Annotated in this window: 19 protein-coding genes; 13 read left to right on the top strand and 6 right to left on the bottom strand. The window is 38.1% G+C overall.

The features are described 5' to 3' along the window. Positions 1–164: 164 nt before the first annotated feature. The 9 genes from rpsB (at position 165) to tsaB (ending at position 7808) form a co-directional block, all read left to right on the top strand. A complete protein-coding gene (rpsB, locus tag CVU62_05955) occupies positions 165–971 on the top strand; it encodes a 30S ribosomal protein S2 (GenBank protein ID PKN38392.1) in 807 nt (268 codons plus the stop codon). A 68-nt stretch (positions 972–1039) separates the two neighbouring features. Further along, positions 1040–1645, top strand: a complete 606-nt coding sequence (tsf, locus tag CVU62_05950) for a translation elongation factor Ts (protein PKN38391.1) — start codon at positions 1040–1042, stop codon at positions 1643–1645. Next, on the top strand, positions 1646–2374 hold the full coding sequence (locus CVU62_05945; GenBank protein PKN38390.1) for a UMP kinase: 729 nt from the start codon (positions 1646–1648) through the stop codon (positions 2372–2374). It abuts the gene before it with no gap. Position 2375: 1 nt separating this feature from the next. Then, a complete protein-coding gene (locus tag CVU62_05940) occupies positions 2376–2933 on the top strand; it encodes a ribosome recycling factor (protein ID PKN38389.1) in 558 nt (185 codons plus the stop codon). 313 nt (positions 2934–3246) lie between these two features. Next, positions 3247–3990, top strand: coding sequence for an isoprenyl transferase (locus CVU62_05935; GenBank protein PKN38580.1), 744 nt, complete (start codon positions 3247–3249; stop codon positions 3988–3990). Positions 3991–4038: 48 nt separating this feature from the next. Continuing rightward, on the top strand, positions 4039–4857 hold the full coding sequence (locus CVU62_05930) for a hypothetical protein (protein PKN38388.1): 819 nt from the start codon (positions 4039–4041) through the stop codon (positions 4855–4857). Continuing rightward, positions 4858–6018, top strand: a complete 1161-nt coding sequence (locus CVU62_05925; GenBank protein PKN38387.1) for a 1-deoxy-D-xylulose-5-phosphate reductoisomerase — start codon at positions 4858–4860, stop codon at positions 6016–6018. Next, positions 6018–7109, top strand: coding sequence for an RIP metalloprotease RseP (locus CVU62_05920; protein PKN38386.1), 1092 nt, complete (start codon positions 6018–6020; stop codon positions 7107–7109). The genes CVU62_05925 and CVU62_05920 overlap by 1 nt, the downstream gene beginning before the upstream one ends. A 3-nt stretch (positions 7110–7112) precedes the next feature. Then, complete coding sequence (gene tsaB / locus CVU62_05915) at positions 7113–7808, top strand: tRNA (adenosine(37)-N6)-threonylcarbamoyltransferase complex dimerization subunit type 1 TsaB (GenBank protein PKN38385.1); 696 nt, start codon at positions 7113–7115, stop codon at positions 7806–7808. A 192-nt stretch (positions 7809–8000) separates the two neighbouring features. On the opposite strand, the gene CVU62_05910 is transcribed toward tsaB, so the two are convergent. The 6 genes from CVU62_05910 to CVU62_05885 all read right to left on the bottom strand — a co-directional run bounded on the left by CVU62_05910 (position 8001) and on the right by CVU62_05885 (position 15938). Continuing rightward, entirely contained in the window at positions 8001–8897 is an 897-nt protein-coding gene (locus tag CVU62_05910; GenBank protein PKN38384.1) for a hypothetical protein, read from the bottom strand. Between the two features lie 25 nt (positions 8898–8922). Next, a complete protein-coding gene (locus CVU62_05905) occupies positions 8923–11055 on the bottom strand; it encodes a hypothetical protein (GenBank protein ID PKN38383.1) in 2133 nt (710 codons plus the stop codon). A gap of 76 nt (positions 11056–11131) precedes the next feature. Next, positions 11132–11671 carry a hypothetical protein gene (locus CVU62_05900; GenBank protein ID PKN38382.1) on the bottom strand — a complete coding sequence of 180 codons (540 nt, stop codon included), beginning with the start codon at positions 11669–11671 and terminating at the stop codon, positions 11132–11134. A 351-nt stretch (positions 11672–12022) separates the two neighbouring features. After that, entirely contained in the window at positions 12023–13717 is a 1695-nt protein-coding gene (locus CVU62_05895; protein PKN38381.1) for a hypothetical protein, read from the bottom strand. Beyond that, a complete protein-coding gene (locus CVU62_05890; GenBank protein PKN38380.1) occupies positions 13714–14448 on the bottom strand; it encodes an ABC transporter in 735 nt (244 codons plus the stop codon). The genes CVU62_05895 and CVU62_05890 overlap by 4 nt, the downstream gene beginning before the upstream one ends. Continuing rightward, positions 14445–15938: a hypothetical protein gene (locus CVU62_05885; GenBank protein PKN38379.1), complete on the bottom strand. Its 1494-nt coding sequence runs from the start codon at positions 15936–15938 to the stop codon at positions 14445–14447. The genes CVU62_05890 and CVU62_05885 overlap by 4 nt, the downstream gene beginning before the upstream one ends. Before the next feature lie 230 nt (positions 15939–16168). On the opposite strand from CVU62_05885, the gene CVU62_05880 reads away from it, so the two are divergent. The 4 genes from CVU62_05880 to CVU62_05865 are packed head-to-tail and all read left to right on the top strand — an operon-like array spanning position 16169 to position 18684. Further along, the gene (locus tag CVU62_05880; GenBank protein PKN38378.1) at positions 16169–16810 is read left to right on the top strand and encodes a phosphatidylserine decarboxylase family protein; all 642 of its coding nucleotides are present in this window, start codon (positions 16169–16171) and stop codon (positions 16808–16810) included. Between the two features lie 29 nt (positions 16811–16839). Continuing rightward, the gene (gene pssA / locus CVU62_05875; protein PKN38579.1) at positions 16840–17571 is read left to right on the top strand and encodes a CDP-diacylglycerol--serine O-phosphatidyltransferase; all 732 of its coding nucleotides are present in this window, start codon (positions 16840–16842) and stop codon (positions 17569–17571) included. Positions 17572–17614: 43 nt separating this feature from the next. After that, complete coding sequence (gene rsmD, locus CVU62_05870) at positions 17615–18172, top strand: 16S rRNA (guanine(966)-N(2))-methyltransferase RsmD (protein PKN38377.1); 558 nt, start codon at positions 17615–17617, stop codon at positions 18170–18172. Then, positions 18169–18684: a pantetheine-phosphate adenylyltransferase gene (locus tag CVU62_05865; protein PKN38376.1), complete on the top strand. Its 516-nt coding sequence runs from the start codon at positions 18169–18171 to the stop codon at positions 18682–18684. The genes rsmD and CVU62_05865 overlap by 4 nt, the downstream gene beginning before the upstream one ends. The last annotated feature ends 2 nt before the right edge of the window (positions 18685–18686 follow it).

Raw genomic sequence — 18686 nt, 5'->3', positions numbered from 1 at the left:
TATTGCCGGAAACGGGGTTATTTAAACTTGATTATTTAGAATGTTTATGCTAAGTGCCGCCAGATAAATTTCGCACATCTTCGGATTGCCGGTATGTTGCTTAAATTTAAGTTTGCCGCGCAAGTTGATGAAGGTGGAGGAAAAAACAAAATAAGGAGATAAATATGTCAGCAATTTCAATGAAACTTTTACTGGAAGCTGGTGTTCATTTCGGACATCAGACAAACAAATGGAATCCCAAGATGAAACCATACATCTTCGGGGCAAGAAACAACATCTACATTATCGATCTTCAGCAGACCGTCGGTTTGTTTCAGACGGCGTATAATTTTGTGATTGATGTTGTCAGTCAGGGCAAAGAAGTACTTTTTGTGGGCACAAAAAAACAATCACAGGAAGCCATTAAAGAAGATGCTGTGCGCTCCGGCATGCCTTATGTCAATCAACGTTGGCTCGGCGGAATGTTGACGAATTTCGCTACAATTAAAAAGAGTATTGATCGTTTAAACACCTTGACGAACATGTTCAATGATGACTCCATTAAAGCTTTTCCTAAAAAAGAAATAACCAAATTGCAAAAGGAAAAGGAAAAACTGGAAAATGTTTTAGGTGGAATCAGAAACATGAAATCCACACCGGCGGCTATTTTTATCGTTGATCCCAGCCGTGAACATATAACGGTTAATGAAGCGAAAAAATTAAGGATTCCGATAGTGGCTATAGTTGATACGAATTGTGATCCTGATGCTATCGATTATATTATACCGGGAAATGATGATGCCATCAGAGCGATTAAATTGTTTACCTCTAAATTTGCCGATGCGGTTTTGGAAGGGAAAAAACGTCTGCAAGAAAAGCTAACGGCAGAATCGAATAAGGAAACAGATGTGATTGTCGAAACCAAGCCGGAGGAAACAGATATTCCCGCAAGCATAGAAATCGAAGATAAGATTGCACAATCTGAAGAGTAAACCGGCAAATCATTCAGATAACTATAAGCTTATATTGATTATTAATGAGTTAAGGGAGGATTATAAAATTGGAAATAACTTCAGCAATGGTTAAAGAGTTAAGAGTAAAAACCGGTACGGGCATGATGGATTGCAAGGAAGCATTGAAAGCCACGGACGGTGATTTTGAAAAAGCAATCGATTATTTAAGAAAAAAGGGCTTATCGGCGGCAACGAAAAGATCTTCTAAAGCTGCTAAAGATGGTACGGTAGCTTCTTATATTCATATGGGTGGCAAAATTGGCGTTATGGTGGAAATAAATTGCGAAACTGATTTTGTGGCAAAGACAGATGATTTTCAAAAAATGGCCAAAGATATTGCCATGCATATCGCGGCATCAAATCCGCTTTATGTTCGGTCGGATGAAGTTCCAGCCGACGTTTTAGAAAGAGAGAAAGAAATTTACCGTAGTCAGTTGCAGGAAGAGAAAAAACCGGAAAAAATATGGGATAAGATAATTGAAGGTAAACTCAAAAAATATTACGAAGAAGTCTGTCTGGTTGAGCAGAAATTCATAAAGGACACGGATATTACTATCGGGACGCTTTTAAGTAACACCATAGCCAAAACCGGTGAGAATGTTGTTATTCGCAGATTTGCAAGATTTCAACTGGGAGAGGAAATTAAAAAATAGGTGGGTAAAATAAAAGAAAAAGCCGTTTATAAAAGAATATTATTGAAATTGAGCGGAGAATCTCTTTTAGGCAAACAGCCGTTCGGAATTGATCCGGATGTGGCTAATTTCATTGCCCAGGAGATAAAATCTGTTTCCGATCTTAATATTCAAATTGGAATTGTTGTTGGAGGCGGCAATATCTTTCGAGGATTAGAATCCGGTTCCAGGGGTATAGACCGAATTTCAGCCGATTACATGGGTATGCTGGCTACTGTGATTAATAGCCTGGCTCTGCAAAGCGCGTTGGAGAGGTGTGGCATACCTACGCGGGTACAATCATCGATTGAAATGCATGAAATTGCCGAACCGTTTATTCAGCGAAGAGCCATTCGCCATTTAGAAAAGGGAAGAGTAGTTATATTTGCCGGTGGGACCGGCAATCCTTATTTTACTACGGATACAGCGGCATCTTTAAGGGCTATGGAAATCAAAGCTGATGTTATAATGAAGGCCACTAAGGTCGATGGAGTATATGACAGCGATCCGGTAAAGAATAAAAAAGCGATCATGTTTAAAAATATTAGTTATATCGAAGTGTTAACGAAAAACCTTAAAGTAATGGATGCAACGTCAATATCGCTTTGTCGGGATAATTTACTGCCTATTATTGTTTTTAATTTGCAAAAGAAAGGTAATATCCGTAGGGCAATTTGTGGTCTCAAAATTGGCACTTATGTAGGAGAATGATATGAAAGAAACTATTTTTCAAAAATTTAAAGACGAAATGGAAAAAACAATTGTTAGTCTAAGTAAATCCTTCAGCAGAGTGAGAACAGGCAGAGCATCCGTTGCGCTTCTGGATGGAATAAAGGTTGATTATTACGGTGCCGCTACTCCCCTTAATCAAGTTGCCAATATTTCTATTCCGGAAAACCGTCTAATTCTTATTGTTCCATGGGATGCCTCGGTAATTGGTGCAATTGAGAAGGCTATTCAAAAATCGGATTTAGGTTTGACGCCATCAAATGATGGCAAAGTAGTGCGTCTATCTATTCCCCAATTGACAGAAGAACGGCGCAAAGAACTGGTTAAAGTTGTTAAAAAGATGGCAGAAGAAGGAAAAGTCAAATTACGAAATGCCCGCAGGGATGCTAATGAAGAATTAAAAAATTTGAAAAAGAACAATAATATGGCTGAAGATGAGCTTTTCGCTGCACAGGATGAAGTTCAAAAATTAACTAACCAGTATATCGAAAAAACAGACAAGGTACTTGCAGCCAAAGAAAAAGAAATAATGGAGATTTAAACCGGACTTTACATAAATACATAAATGGGGAGTCACAAGCTCCCCATTTGTTTTTTTGCCGCCAGTTCGCTTTCTGCGGCTAACTTTGTTGGCATCGTCGTCAGCTTCCTCAACGTATTAATAATACGCCTGCGGAGCCTCCTCCTCGCCGCCTCGTTATCCTTTGAAAGCGAAATGGCAAGAAGGATTAATCATACTGTTTTGTTTAATGTTAATTTTTAGATATTGTTTGATTATACTAAACTAAGATTCCTTGTTGAAAAAAAGTGTTCTCTCTATTAGAGTGATAAATCAATTTGGAGCTAAATTAGTGATAAAGATTGACTGGAATAAATTACCACGACACATAGCCATAATTATGGATGGCAATGGTCGTTGGGCTAAACAACATGCAATAGGTAGAATTCGGGGACATAAACAAGGAGCTCAGGCAGTCAGAACAACCGTAACAACATGTCGCGAAATCGGTATACAATATCTAACCCTATACGCTTTTTCCATAGAAAATTGGGAACGTCCGGCAAAGGAAGTTGAAGCTTTAATGTTTTTACTGGACGAATATTTAACCAAAGAAACAAAACAGTTGCAAAAACAGGGAATCCGGCTCACAACAATAGGTGAAATAGATCGTCTGCATCCGGCTGTACAAAAGAAACTCTTACAGACAAAAGAATGCACGGCAAAGAATGACAAGATGGTTTTAAATCTGGCTTTGAGCTACGGTGGAAAAGATGAGATTATCAGTGCTGTAAGAAGAATTGTTCAAGATAATAAAACAGGTAAAATTGATATAAATGATATTAATAAAGAAACTTTTGATCGTTATTTGTATACTTTCGGAATTCCTGATCCGGATTTGTTGATTCGTACCAGCGGCGAATATCGCATCAGTAATTTCTTGCTCTGGCAGATGGCTTACACGGAACTCTATTTTACCAATGTTCTCTGGCCTGATTTTACAAAGGATGATCTTTTTAAAGCAATTGCCAGTTATCAGAAACGTGAAAGACGTTTTGGTCTGACCAGTGAACAGTTGAAAGAAGAGAAGAGTAAATAGTAAATAGAGAATGATGAATAGTGAAGAGAAAAGCTAGGATTTGAAAATATGGCAAAAACGTCAAATTCATTATTAAAAAGATGGGTGACAGGTCTTGCCCTTGCTCCGATATTAGTTTTAATTATCGTGTTCGGTTCAAAAGAAATATTTGCGGCCCTTGTTATTTTCTTTATCATGGGTGGAGTTTGGGAATACAATCACATAGTTTTCGGGAATGGTTTCGTAAAGGAAAAAATTGAAGGTCTGATTCTGGCGGTAATTATTCCTTTGTCTGTCTTATTGGGGAATAATCAGCAGTTACTTGCCATTTTTGCCTTTGCCGTGTTGATTGTTTTTATAATATTTGTCCTGTCGATTAAAGAATCAAAGTTTGATGTTTTATCGGTCTTTAAAGTAATCTTTGGCATGATATATATACCTTTTCTGATGTCATATTTCATTTCATTGCGAATGATGGATAAAGGAATAGAGTGGATATTTTTTGTTTTATTTCTCGCATTTATCGGTGATATATTTGCGTTATATGCGGGTAAATATTTCGGCAAACATAAACTTGCTCCTTTTGTCAGTCCCGGTAAAACTGTGGAAGGTTTGGCTGGATTGGTCTTGGGAAGCACAAGTGCTTGTCTGATCTTCAGTTACTACTTCTTACCGGAAATACCGGTTACGCAAATACTAATTCTTGCCTTTACCGGCAGTATTATCGGGCAGCTGGGTGATATTTGTGAATCTGCTATTAAAAGAAATTACGGGCTTAAGGATGCGGGTTCAATTCTGCCCGGTCACGGGGGCATCCTTGATCGTCTGGATTGCCTGCTTTTTATTGCTCCCTTTGTTTATTATTACCGAATATTTATAATTGGATAAATGAAAAAAATAACGATTTTGGGATCAACAGGTTCGATTGGATGCAGTGCGCTGGATGTTATTGGAAAAAATCCTGAACGTTTTCAAGTCGTGGCGCTTGCCGCCGGAAAAAATATAGCGCTGCTCAAAAAACAAATAGAAAAATTTAAGCCTAAAGTGGTTGCCGTAAGCACTAAAGAAACCGCTCTTCAACTTCATGATTCCTTAACAAATAAAAATAAGGTTAAAATATTTTATGATAAAGAAGGACTGAAAGAGGTTGCTTCATTTCCTTCGGCGGATGTCGTCATTTCCGCTATATCAGGTTCCGCTGGTTTAATACCGACGATTGCGGCAATTGAAGCGGGCAAAGATATTGCTTTAGCCAACAAGGAAACGATGGTTATGGCTGGGGAAATTGTAACCAGAAGAGCGATAAAAAAAAGAGTAAAAATTATCCCCATTGACAGTGAACACAGCGCAATATTTCAATGTTTAGAAGGACAGAAGCGAGAAAATTTGCGGCGAATAATTTTGACGGCTTCCGGAGGTCCATTCCTAAATATTACCAGAAATGAATTAAAGAAAGTCAGTCTCAGTCAAACATTGCGTCATCCCAACTGGAAGATGGGGAAGAAAGTAACTATTGATTCTGCTTCGATGATGAACAAGGGATTAGAGGTTATCGAGGCTAAATGGTTTTTTAATGTTGATTTCAGCCATATCGATGTTTTAATTCATCCGCAAAGCATAGTGCATTCCATGGTGGAATTTGTTGACGGAGCTTTTTTGGCGCAAATGGGAATACCGGATATGAAATTGCCTATTGCTTATGCCTTAACTTATCCGGAAAGGATAATCAATGATCTTCCGTCTTTGAATCTTGTAAAAACAGGAAATTTGGAATTTCGCAATCCGGATATAAAGAAATTTCCTTGTCTTGGTCTTGCCTACGCAGCAGGTATTTGCGGCGGCACGGCTCCGGTTGTTTTAAATGCCGCTGATGAAATCGCTGTAGCTGCATTCATGGAAAAGAAAGTTCGTTTTATTGATTTGCCTAAGATCATAGAAACTGTTCTTGATGTTCATAATTCAATTAACACTCCTTCTTTAGAGGATATTCTGCAAGCCGATTTATGGGCAAGAAGAGAGACTAGCAAAATAATAGAAAGGATAATGTAATGATTACCTTAATTTCTTTTATAATATTACTAGGTGTTCTTATTTTTGTTCATGAATTTGGACATTTTATAGCCGCTCGAATTGCCGGTGTAGGCGTTTTAAAGTTTTCTCTCGGTTTTGGACCTAAGATCGTTAGTAAGAAAGTTGGAGAAACCGAATATGCGCTTTCCTGGATACCTTTGGGCGGATTTGTAAAACTTTTGGGTGAGTCAGGTAATGAAGAATTATCGCCGGAAGATGAAAAAAGATCGTTTTATAAACAGGCGGTATGGAAACGCATGTTAATTGTTTTAGCTGGTCCCGTTTTTAACTTCTTCTTGGCTATAGTAATATTTGCTTTTGTTTTCATGTACGGTTTACCTAATCTAACCGCTGTCGTTGGAGCAGTGCAAAAAGAAAGCGCCTCTATGGAAGCTGGTATGCTGAGTGGCGATAAAATCATTTCCATTAATGGACAAAAAATTATCTTTTGGGAAGATATAAAATCGGCAATAGCTAAAAGTAAAGGCAAAGACGTTGACGTTGCTATCGAGAGGGGAGTGGAGAAGAAGCATCTTTTAATTAAGCCAAGATTATCTAAAGCAAAAAATATTTTTGGTGAAGAAGAATCCAGATATCTTATTGGAGTTTCTCCTGCCGGAGATATGGTGGTAGAAAGGAAAAATCCCTGGGATGCGATTATCTCCTCGCTAAACAAGACCTGGGAGATTAGCAAACTGACAGTTATTTCTGTGGTTAAAATATTTGAGGGTATTATTTCGCCACGAACTTTAGGTGGGCCGATTTTTATTGCTCAGGTCGCCGGTGCTCAGGTAAAAGAAGGCATAATTCCTTTCATTCTTTTTATGGCCGTGCTTTCCATAAACCTGGGAGTAATTAATCTTTTCCCCATCCCTGTTCTCGATGGCGGCCATATCTTCTTCTACATAATTGAAATTGTAACCAGAAGAGAAATAAGCATGAAAGTGAAAGAAATATCCCAGCAAATCGGTTTTGCTATTTTATTGATGTTAATGCTTTTTGTTATTTTTATTGACATTGAGCGGTTAAACATAAAATTTATCAATGATATTACAAAATATTTTAAGTGAGCTATGTTGACTTTAGCTTTTGATACTTCTTTCCAAACCGTTGCTGTAGCAATCTTGCAGGATAATGCTGTTCTTTATGATACCATAATCAATGTTGATATAAATCATTCGGAAGTGCTTTTGCCTGCCATTGATCAAGCCTGTCTTCAGACAAGAATAAAAATTACCGATTTTGATTTATTTGTCTGTACGATCGGTCCCGGTTCGTTTACAGGACTGCGTATTGGAGCCAGTACGCTCAAAGGATTTATGTTTGCAACAGGAAGGCCCGCCGTCGGAGTTTCTTCTCTTGCGGCTCTTGCATTGAATATAAGCGACAATTCAAAAATCATTTGTTCTGTAATGGACGCCGGAAGAGGACAGGTTTATGTGGCGTATTTTCGGTATAATCAGAAAAATCTTTTGGAACAAATAGGCGCAGATGAAGTTGTAAATCCGACTGACATTGATCCTGATTTTAAACAGGAAGCTTTATTTGTCGGTGACGGGGCAATCAAATATGCAGATATTATCAGTGGTACAAAGAAAAAAAATATTTTTGTTGCTTCACAACAGCAGCAATATATTCGCGCTTCATCTGTGGCTATTTTAGGGATAGAAAAATTCAAGCGGAATGAAATACTTGATGCAGAAACGTTTGTGCCTGTCTATCTGCGTTCAGCAGATGCTCATCCGAAAAAAGCTTTTTTAAAAAAATAATAAACCCGGATTACGTAATAGACGTCTAAAAAATCAAAGCTGTCATTTCGAGGAGTTCCGATGCGTCGGGACGACGAGAAATCTTTATCGTTTTCGTTTACTAAGATTTCTCCCTTCGGTCGAAATGACAAAAAAATTTCAAAACGTTTCATTTTCTTCTGTTATGTAATCTGGGATAAATTTATGATTTTTCTATTGTGATGAGTTTATTTCATTGAGAAGTTTCCGGACTTTTTTATTATCAGGATTTCGAACAAGGACAAAATTAAGACGTTGGATAATATCATTAATGTCGATGCTTTGGGGGTACGATAAATATAATGAATATTGGATATTGGCCAGATTAAAATTAGTTTCTTCGTGAAAGGGATCAACTTCAAGAGCCCTGCTGTAAGTAGATATCGCTTCGTTAACATTATTAGTTATTTCATAAACAGAGCCAAGATCATTCCAGGCATCGGCGTTTTCCGGTTCCAGTTCTAAAACAGTTTTAAAATTCTTTGAGGCTTTAGCATAGTTTCCATATTGAAAATAAATTCTGCCCAAATTGTAAAGAGCCTTGGTATGCAGCGGGTTAATCTTGATAATATTTTCATATTCATCTGCTGCTTCATCATACATATCGTGCTTGTCGTACAAAGTTGCTAAACAAAAACGTGGCTCTACATCTTGCGAAGCGATCCCGATAGCCTTTTTGTATTGTTTGACGGCATGATGATAATCACCTTGCCGCTCCAGTATATTACCGATTTTGATAATTGCCTCGATGTTATCAGCTTTTAGTTTCAGTGATTTTTCGTAGCATTTTTTTGCAGAATCGAGCATATCTATTTTTTCATATATATATCCTATATTGATGAATGTTTTAGGATTATCTGGTTCAAGTTCTGCAATTTTTTGAAAATAGTTTAAAGCCTCATCATAATTTTTATTCTCCAGATGAACTAAACCCAGTTTGTTATAATCCTCAACAGCCTTATTGTATTTTTCAATATCCTTCTTGCGGCTGGCAATGGTCAGTTTGTTATATTTCGGATAAGCATTATTGGAATTATAGGCAGTATTCTTTTCTGAGAATTCTTTATCCATGGATTATTATAATTATTTCATAACCTCAGTTTGGATATGAGGTGTTGTTGAACTTGTTTAAAATAACATTTTTGATTTCAAACCAAATGGAAACCGGATCAATAAGCGGTGAATGCATGACATGCGGATTTTCTTTGATCACTTGCGCTGACCAATATCCGGCCAGTTTGTTTTTACTTTCGGAATTTGCCAGTTTTGCCTGTCTTATAACATTTTCAGGAATAGACATTTTAATTTTCTGTTTACCGATTAATACCTCTTCGTAAACTTCTTGCTCATCTTTTACCGGCTGTTCTTCATTTTTTTCTGCTGGAGTTGAAGAAGCTTGTATCGGAGGTGCTGTTTTTGTTCCAACAACCTTAGCTTCTTGTTGAAGCGGAACATAAGTTGTGGATGTGCGTGCCAGAGGTACGACCTTGGATTCAGCAGCCTTCGCTCTTCCTTGAAGAGGAATATCTTCTGCGGAAGCTCTTAAGGGTGGTATAATTTTCTTTTCAAAGGGAATGACTTCCGGTTGAGAAGAAAGGGGAACAGCCGTCGCTTGTTTTGGAGGTCCTGCTATAGTTTCATCAGTCGTAGTATCCAGTCGGGAAGTAACAGGAGTTGAAGAAACATCTACGATGGGCACCACGTTCTTTTCAACGGAAATGATTTCCGGCTCAGGAGAAATGGAGATTGACTGCGACTGTTTGGGAGGTGCTTCTTCAGTTTCCTCAGTTATAACTTCCGACATTGAAGTAACAGGAGTTGAAGAAACATCTACGATGGGCACCACGTTCTTTTCAACGGGAATGATTTCCGGCTCAGGAGAAATGGAAATTGACTGCGCCTGTTTGGGAGGTGCTTCTTCAGTTTCCTCGGTTGTAACTTCCGACAGTGAAGTAACAGGCGTTGAAGAAACTTCTGCGATGGGCATCACGTTCTTTTCAACGGGAATGACTTCCGACTGAAGAGGAATAGATGCTGACGGAACCTGTTCTAGAGATGCTTCTTCAGTTCCATCAGATGTAGCTTCCGATAGTGAAGGAACAGGCGTTGAAGAAACCTCTGCGATGGGCACCACTTTCTCTTCAACGGCAACGATTTCCGGTTCAGGAGAAATGGATAATGACGGAGCCTGCTTTAGAGAGAATGCTTCAGTTTCACCAGTCGTGGATTCCGGTTGAGAAGAAACAGGTTTTAAAGAAGATTTGGTTTTAGGTGCAGCCTTCCTGGGAGTTGAAGATTTAGTTTTTTTCTTCAACTCTTTAACTTCCGGTTTGTTTGAAATATTTTCCTGGGGTGGCAATTCAATTTCCGGAGGGCTCTGTGTTTTGTGTTTTTGAAAAGAAAATTTGCTTAATTTTTGGAAACGGTCGGCTATTTGCGAGGCAACTTCGCCGGATATCATCTTAAATTCGTTTGTTTCTCCTGCTTTCAAACAAAGTTTACAAATTTTGTTAATAAGACGGGGAACGCCATGTTCAGAAAATTCCCAAATTACAGGAATGGCGTCATCAGCAAATATCTTTTCCTGAGTCCCGGCCAGCCTGAGTCTCGATTCAATGTAAGTCTGAACAGCTTCCTCTGAAGGCAGTTTTACTATATGGCAATAAGTGCCGATACGTTGAAATAAATTAGCTCGTTTTGGATTTTCTAATTTCTGTGCAAGTTCCATCTGACCGGCAAGAATCAACGTAAAAAGATTACGATCATCATCCTGCATATTGGTTAAAAGGCGCAGATCGTCCAGATTACCGGAAGATAGAACATTGGATTCATCAATAACAATTACGATCTTTTTACCCTGATCATTTGTTTCAAATAAAAGACGATTGAATATTTCCAGCAAATCGACTTTCGTTGTTTCTGTACATTGCTTGCCGGTTATTTGTCCGATAATTTCTCTTAACAGTTGTATGAAAGAAAGTGAGGGGTTGGTGATTAACGCGACCTTATATTTTTCCGGTTCCAGCGAGTCGATTATAATTCGCAAAGAAAGAGTTTTACCTAAGCCCACATCACCTACAATAACAGCGAAACATTCATTGCCTTCCTTGATAGCAAAAATTGTTTCAGAAATGACATCTTCCATGGATTCATGGCAATCGACATACATTGAAGAATCAGGAACGTTATCGAAAGGGGGCTTATTCAGATTCCAATATTCGCAGTACATCTGTATTCTCCTTACAAATTATTATAAGATAAAAATAATTTATCCTTCAATGTTAAATAATTAAGTAAGATCATCATCATTTTTTAAGTTGTGCGAATTCTTCGTCATTACTTAAATACTCCAGAATGTCTTCCAGTAAAAAACGTCTCATTCTGCCCAGTTTGTAGCTGTTTATCTTTTTTTCATTAACAAGCTTCTGCAGGAAGCTTTTGCTGACTTGAAGCATTTGACAGACCTGATTAGAGCACAGCATTCTTAACAGTATGGATTCATTATAACGAAAATTAAGAGCCAGTTGGCCATCATGATTGACTTTTATGTCCAGTGACGGATCTTTCTTTGCCCCTCCTAATAATTCTTTTATGTATTCCGACTGTTGTAGTAATGCTGACTGCTCTTTTGTCATAATAATGGAAATGACGGACGTGGAATCGTCCATAAACTCTTCTACTATTTTTTTATGATGGGATAGTTGAGCTTGGTTACCGGTAGTGGTGTCGCTTTTTGCAACTGGAGGCGGAAGAATATCAATTTTATTATCCGGCTGTGCAGGTTTAAATTTAACATCCGGTTGAGCTTGTTCTCGCCGTCTTTTTACGATGCAGATTTTTTCCATATTGCTCCTGAAAATCTAAAATTACTGTTTCGCAAATAATTATTGTTAAATAGCGTAAATGTTAAACAAGTTTTACCCGGAAAAACAAGCACAACGCGATAAAATCAAAAGAGTAAAGAGATGATTATCATCGTGAGCATCGTTATTATTTAATAAATGATTGCCTGTTAATTGCATTAATGAAAAAATTCCCCTATCTCAACCAGTTGTATCAGGAACATAAAAGTATAATTTTAATAAGTATTTTTCTAACTTGTTTGGCAAGTAAAATCAAGACAATTTTTAATCTTTAAAGTTCAAGCTACCGCCGAACGTAGCAGGAAATTATTTGAATATTGAAATGGGAAGTGTTTATCTAATGCGGAGTTTTTTTTCACCAAGATAAATGGGGTAAAAGAAAGCAAGCAGACAAAGAAAAGAAGCAAAACCAAAAGAAATAACAGACCATAATAATTGCAGTAAAGAAATATTCTGAGCGCGTATATCAGCCATAAATATGTAATACACGGGACCGGCTTCCAGGATTAAAACAGAAGCAATTAAACAAAAACAAAGAATCATAAAAAGGAGTCCGCCGAAACTTGTTACCGTCTGTGCCGGATTTTCCGATTTAAAATCGGCATAGACAGCGCCCAGGCCGACGGCCATGCCCACTACAGCAGGAACGAGGCAGAATATTGTTATGGTTGATAGAAACATCATAAAAGGAGAAACTCGCAGTAATAAATTGGAAACAACAACCAGAACCTCTGCTAAGATTATCAGCGGTATGTAATACAGAAAAAACTTGATCCAGAGAAATCTTTTTATCGATACCGGTGCCGCTTGAACAATCCAGAATGCTTCGCCCTCCATACTCACTGCTGGAAAAACGAAACGGGCAACAATGGCCGTAAGCACGAAGGCTGCCAATCCTATATTCAAGAAGGAAAATAAATTTTGCAGATAAATGGCCTTTATTGGAAAATTATCCAAAGGTAGAACAGAAAAATTATAAATGTAAATTGCAATTAAAGCGACCATTAGAAATAATTGCGGCCATTGTGCTGAATCCCTGAAAAAGGTACGGATTTCCTTGACAGCAAAAGCTTTTGATTCTCGCGGAAGAAAATTCAGTAAACTTTCCCAGTTATAACCTTTGTATTTAACCGGCGCAAAAAGTCGCTTTGGCGTTGTCTGCGATTTAGAAAAACCATTAAAGTATACGAACTGAGCGATAATGTTGTTGATGAAAATAAGCATAAAGGCGCAGGTTCCGGTAAGTGCAATATTAAAAAGGCAGCTTTTTATTTCACTATTAAGAGCGGATTTAATTGTATCGGTAATCCATGTTGTTGGCAACAGAGGCGAGTCAGGGGTTTGCATGGAATTTAAATAAAGGACAACAGAAGCGAAACTGTCCGGATTTACCAATTGCTCCGGCCGTGTTAAACGCAAAACAAGAATAAGAAACAATGTCATAGCAACGCCAAGAACAATAAGAATTGTTCTGATGCGTCCGGCAGGTAATATTTTAGCTCCAAATAAAACTAAAATGCTGCTGAGAGCCGAAGCAATAAGACACATGAAGATTATTGCGGCTAAAAAGATCACATAAAAAATGATGCCCGCTTTGTAAATCAATCCGTAAGATAAAAATACCGGAAAACTAAAAGCAACAATCATCCAGGAACTGTCAAAGGTGCTGATGATCCACCGTGAAAAAAATATATTCTTCGACGAAACCGGCAACGAATGCAAAAGCGGTAAATCCTGACTTAAGTAGAGATGGGAAAGACAATTTATGATGTTACTGAAGAGCAAAAGCGTAAAAAAAGTTATAATCAGCATCGAAATCAGTTTCATCGCTAATATATCGCCGAAATCCTGTACACTTTGAAAATAAAACAATACGCGATAGAAAATAATAAAAGTGCCTGTCCAAAAAATAATACCAAGCGAACCGTACATGAAAAAACGAGGCCAATTGCTTTTTCCATTGTTTGTCCGCAAACCGTTGATTGCGGAGAGTATGCGCGGTCTTAACAGCGAAAAAATAGTATTCATATAAAAGTATTTTCTTTAATTATGGTTAAAAAAACTTCTTCGAGCCTGGCTTCTCCTAAGTTTGCAATATGCTTTAATTCATCAAGAGTGCCTTGTGCCAATAACATACCCTTGTGAATTAAGCCGATGCGATGGCATAAATCCTCGGCAATACTTAAAGTGTGTGTGGAAATAAAAATAGTTGTTTGATGGGCGGCCAGTTCTTTTAAAATATCCTTAACCATGCGCACTGCGGCAGGATCAAGGCCGACCATTGGCTCATCAATAATCAATATTCGGGGATCATGTAACAGAGCGGAAGCAATAATGAGCCTTTGCTTCATTCCGTGTGAATAAGCTTCAATCAACTCGTCAGCCCAATCCGCAAGAGCAAATTGCTGCAGAAGCTGTTGTGCTTTTTGTGGAAATGTGTCGTGTCTGACATTGTACAGGTCAGCCGAAAATCGCAGAAACTCCATTCCTGTGAGCTTTTCATATAGAAAAGGCCTGTCGGGTACAAAACCGATCATCTGTTTCGCCTCGACGGGATTTTGAGCCATATCAAATCCGCCGATAATAATGTTACCGGATGTCGGTGCCAGAATGCCGCCCATCAGCCGGATAGTTGTTGTTTTGCCGGCGCCGTTGGGTCCGATGAAGCCATAAATTTCTCCGGCGGCAACATTTAAACTGAGCTTGTTTACCGCTATGGTAGTACCGTAATCTTTGGTTAGTTCGTGTAATTTAATCATCTAGTTTGCTCTAATACCTCCAGTTTGATTTTGCCCATCACTCCCATTAAATTAAGCTGTTCGACGCTGTCACCGCGGACAAGCCTGATATGGGTAACGTCTGCCGGAATTTGATTGAAAACGGCATCTGCGGTGATCCATTGTCCTCTCAGGTACAGAACGTTCCACGCATGCCAGTAAAACCTGCCGTGCAGATAAACCAATCCAGCTTCCATTTGCGCCGGAATACCGGCGGATCGCAGCAGGGCAACAGTCAGTATGGAATGCTCGTTGCAATCGCCGACTTTGTTTTTTAGAACTTCCAATGCATTGGGAACCGACAAAACCGGTTTTTTCTTAATATTGCGGTAAACCCAATTGACAATTTTCCTCGCTTTCTGTTCGGCCGTGTCGGTCGGCGCGATTATTTTATTCACCTGAGCTTTTATTTGTGGATTATCGGATTGCATAAACGGAGCAGACCTCAAAAAGAGGGCGACGTCTTGGGGAAGCTTATTGTTTAAATTTGAAGACGGTGGCAAGTGTTCCCTGGTGATATTCAGAACATCGTGACGGAAACTTTGTCTGTCACCATTCAGGGATAACAAATTGCCAATACCTTCGATTTTGATTTTAATTGCTTCAAGTTTTTCCGGTTCGGTAATTTTAACATTAGAAGCGATAGAAGAAATTTGCGTTAAATCAACATTTCCTTGATTAACAATTCCTTCTTGAGCTTTTTGCGGGCTGACCTTTTCCATAGAGAGCCCCAGAATACCTGTTTCTTTTAAAACATCTCCCTCTTTACTCAGCCAGGCACAGTTTTTAGCCCCCATGAAATCGGCGCAGTATTTTTTTGTTAAGATTCTTTTTCCCATAATCGGAATAATTTCATCGGCTGACCTGGTAACTTTAATTGATTTGACAGAAAGTGTAGAAGGATCAAAAATACTGAAGTTGCGGGACATATTTTTTCCCAAATCAGCCTGAAACGCGGCGTCATAAATGCTACCGCTGATATGGGGAATATCCTGGAGATTAATTTCGTTTTTTTCCTGTGAACCGGGTAAACCCATAAAAAAGATCAATTTATTTTTAACCACGTTACCGTGAGAATTAAAACGAAACAGGTTGGAATTCAAATCAAAATTAAATGAGGCAAGAGACATATCGGGATTCAAATCGCCCTCAGTCAAAATATTTAAAGCCTGCGTTACTCCCATAGTGTTAATCTGCATAAAAACAATTTCATTAAAGTGGTAATTTTTATCAAGTTTAGCAAATGTCCGATGAACAAAACCGATTTTTCTGCCGTTTTGATAGATATTCATCCATGTGTCTTGAGACTTCTGTGACTTTATTATTTGAACAGGCGAGACTAACTGCGTATTTTTAGGTAAAAATTCAAGGCGAATAAATAGCAGAAGGAAAAAAACACAAGTGATTAAAACGCCCCAGACTATATTCCATTTTATTTTTTGCATAGACAATAGCCAGCAAAGATAAATCATTGATTTAGAATGATCTTTACTATATAAAATATAACCAATGTATGCAAGGGTAAACAAATAGTTGGTTTGATTTGTTTTTGTATAAAAATTAAAGATTTATTGACAAGAACACTCAATTGATATAACAAAAAACGCTCATTTAATACTGAGCCGTTTATAGCGAAATCTTATATTTGCTGCCTCGGTATCATGTTAAATGCAATCAGTTAATAAGAAAAGATAAATGCTTTATGAAACATGATAGTGTAATTGCTCGCGGTGGCTATCCTTTTATCATTCTGTCGTTGGTAACTACCATATTTATTGCATTTTTTGGTATTGGCTGGCTGACAATTTTATTCGCATTTATCACATTTTTTATTATCTGGTTTTTCCGCAATCCGGATAGATATTTTCAGGACGAGGAAAAAGTATTAATTTCTCCTGCCGATGGTAAAATAATAAAAATAGAAGATGTCGAAGTAGATGGAACTATTTCGGGAAAATTTAAAAAAATCAGTATTTTCATGAATGTTTTTAATGTTCATGTCAATCGTGCTCCCTATTCAGGCGAAATAGAAGCTATTAATTACCATGAAGGCAAATTCTTTTCTGCTAATTTAGATAAGGCTTCGCTTGATAATGAACGTAATGAAATTATGATTCGTACTGAAGACGGACGTTCTTTATGGATGGTACAGATAGCAGGTCTTATTGCCCGTCGTATTGTCTGCTGGGTCAACGTAGGTACAATTGTTAAAAAAGGCGAGCGAGTAGGATTAATTCGTTTTGGTTCACGGGTTGATGTCTATTTGCCCGATGATTCTCGCATTTTAGTAAAATTGAAAGATAAAGTTAAAGCAGGCGAAACAGTATTAGGGTATTTGTCATGAATACAGAAAATTCACCCCGGAAAATGCGGATGAAAAAAGGGATTTATATACTGCCGAATCTTTTCACCTCGGCCAGTCTATTTTGTGGATTTTATTCTATTATTGCTTCTTTTAAAGAGCATTTCGTGCCGGCGTCTATTGCTATTTTATTTTCCGTTGTTTTTGATGGTTTAGATGGCCGGATTGCCCGCCTTACCAATACAACTTCAAAATTCGGTGCCGAATATGATTCCCTGGCCGACGTGATAGCTTTTGGTGTCGCACCGTCTCTTTTAGCTTATTGTTGGGCCATGTCTATTTACGGCAAATGGGGATGGATTGTCGCCTTTCTGTTTGTTCTCTGTGGCGCTCTGAGATTAGCCCGATATAACATCCAAATCGGTATAATTGAAAGCAGCGTATTTAACGGCCTGCCCATTCCGGCGGCGGCTTCGGTTGTGGCCACCACCGTAATTTTCTTCAGTAGCGATTATATCGGAGTGGAAGGGAAATTCCATAATATTTTTATAATTATATTTGTAATTATCTTGTCGCTATTGATGGTCAGCAGTATCAAATATTACAGCTTCAAAGATATGAAGCTCCTTGTGCGGAAACCATTCACAATTTTTTTCTGGTTGGTCGTTTTATCAATTATCATAGTAGCGGAGCCGGAATTGATGTTTTTTGTGTTGTTATTAGGATATGCCCTTTCCGGTCCCATTTGGTGGGTAGTGAAGTTTTTCAGAAAAAATAAAGAAAAGAAAAGTAATATCCAGTAATCGAAACAAGATAAGAAAAAAGAAATAATTCATGTGAAAAATTATGAGAATTACAGGAGGCGAGGCTAGGGGGAGAACATTGAGTTTCCCTTCAAGATCAAAGGAAAGGCCTACTTCTGATTTTCTCAGAGAAGCTCTTTTTAATTTGTTGGGTACTTTGCAGGGGAAAACATTTCTTGATCTTTTCGCCGGATCGGGAAGCGTTGGTTTGGAAGCTGCCAGTCGCGGAGCTCAGGATGTTTGTTTTGTAGAAAAGAATAAAAATCTTGTTGAAATTATTAAAAAAAATATCCAAACATGCGCTCTGGATAGTAACTACCGGATAATTGACAAGGATATCGAATTCGGTCTGAATGATCTTTTTAGAAAAAAATGTGGATTTGATATCATCTTTGCCGATCCACCCTATAACCGGGATTTAACCGGCGTAACGCTGAAGGCTTTAAGCAAACATAATGTTCTCAATAAGGATGGAATATTAGTAATTCAACATTCGATAAAAGAAAATTTCAGTGAGCCGGGGAAGGATACTATCTATCAAATAGATCAACGAAAATATGGCGAAAATGCCTTAACTTTTTTAAAAATGGAGAGGAAATGACACAAGAAAACGATGCGAAGAGAGCTGCAATATACCCGGGTTCATTTGATCCCATTACTAATGGCCATGTGGATCTTATCAAAAGAGGACTGAATATTTTTGATGAAATCATCATTCTCATTGCTTACAATCCCAACAAAACTTATCTGTTCTCAGTTGAAGAAAGAATGGAAATGATTCGGGAAGTATTCAACGGAACTAAAGGTGTCCGGGTAGATTGCTATGCTGGATTGCTTGTCGATTATTTGAAACTTTCCGGTACCGGTATAATATTGCGCGGAATGCGCGCTCTTTCTGATTTTGAATATGAATTTCAGATGGCACTGATGAACCGTCGGCAAACAAGAAAAATCGAAACTGTTTTTCTAATGAGCGGGTTCAAATGGTTTTACACAAGTTCCAGGTTAATCAAAGAAGTGGTGAGTTTAGGAGGTTCGGTAAAAGGTCTGGTACCGGACAATGTTAATCAAAAGCTAATAGAGAAATTCTATACTAAAAAGAGTAAGGAGTAGTT

It is taken from the genome of Deltaproteobacteria bacterium HGW-Deltaproteobacteria-2 (assembly GCA_002840505.1).
GTDB lineage: Bacteria > Desulfobacterota > Syntrophia > Syntrophales > Smithellaceae > Smithella.
The sequence above is the reverse complement of the archived record's forward strand: the minus strand, read 5'-3'. Positions and strand labels throughout refer to the sequence as shown.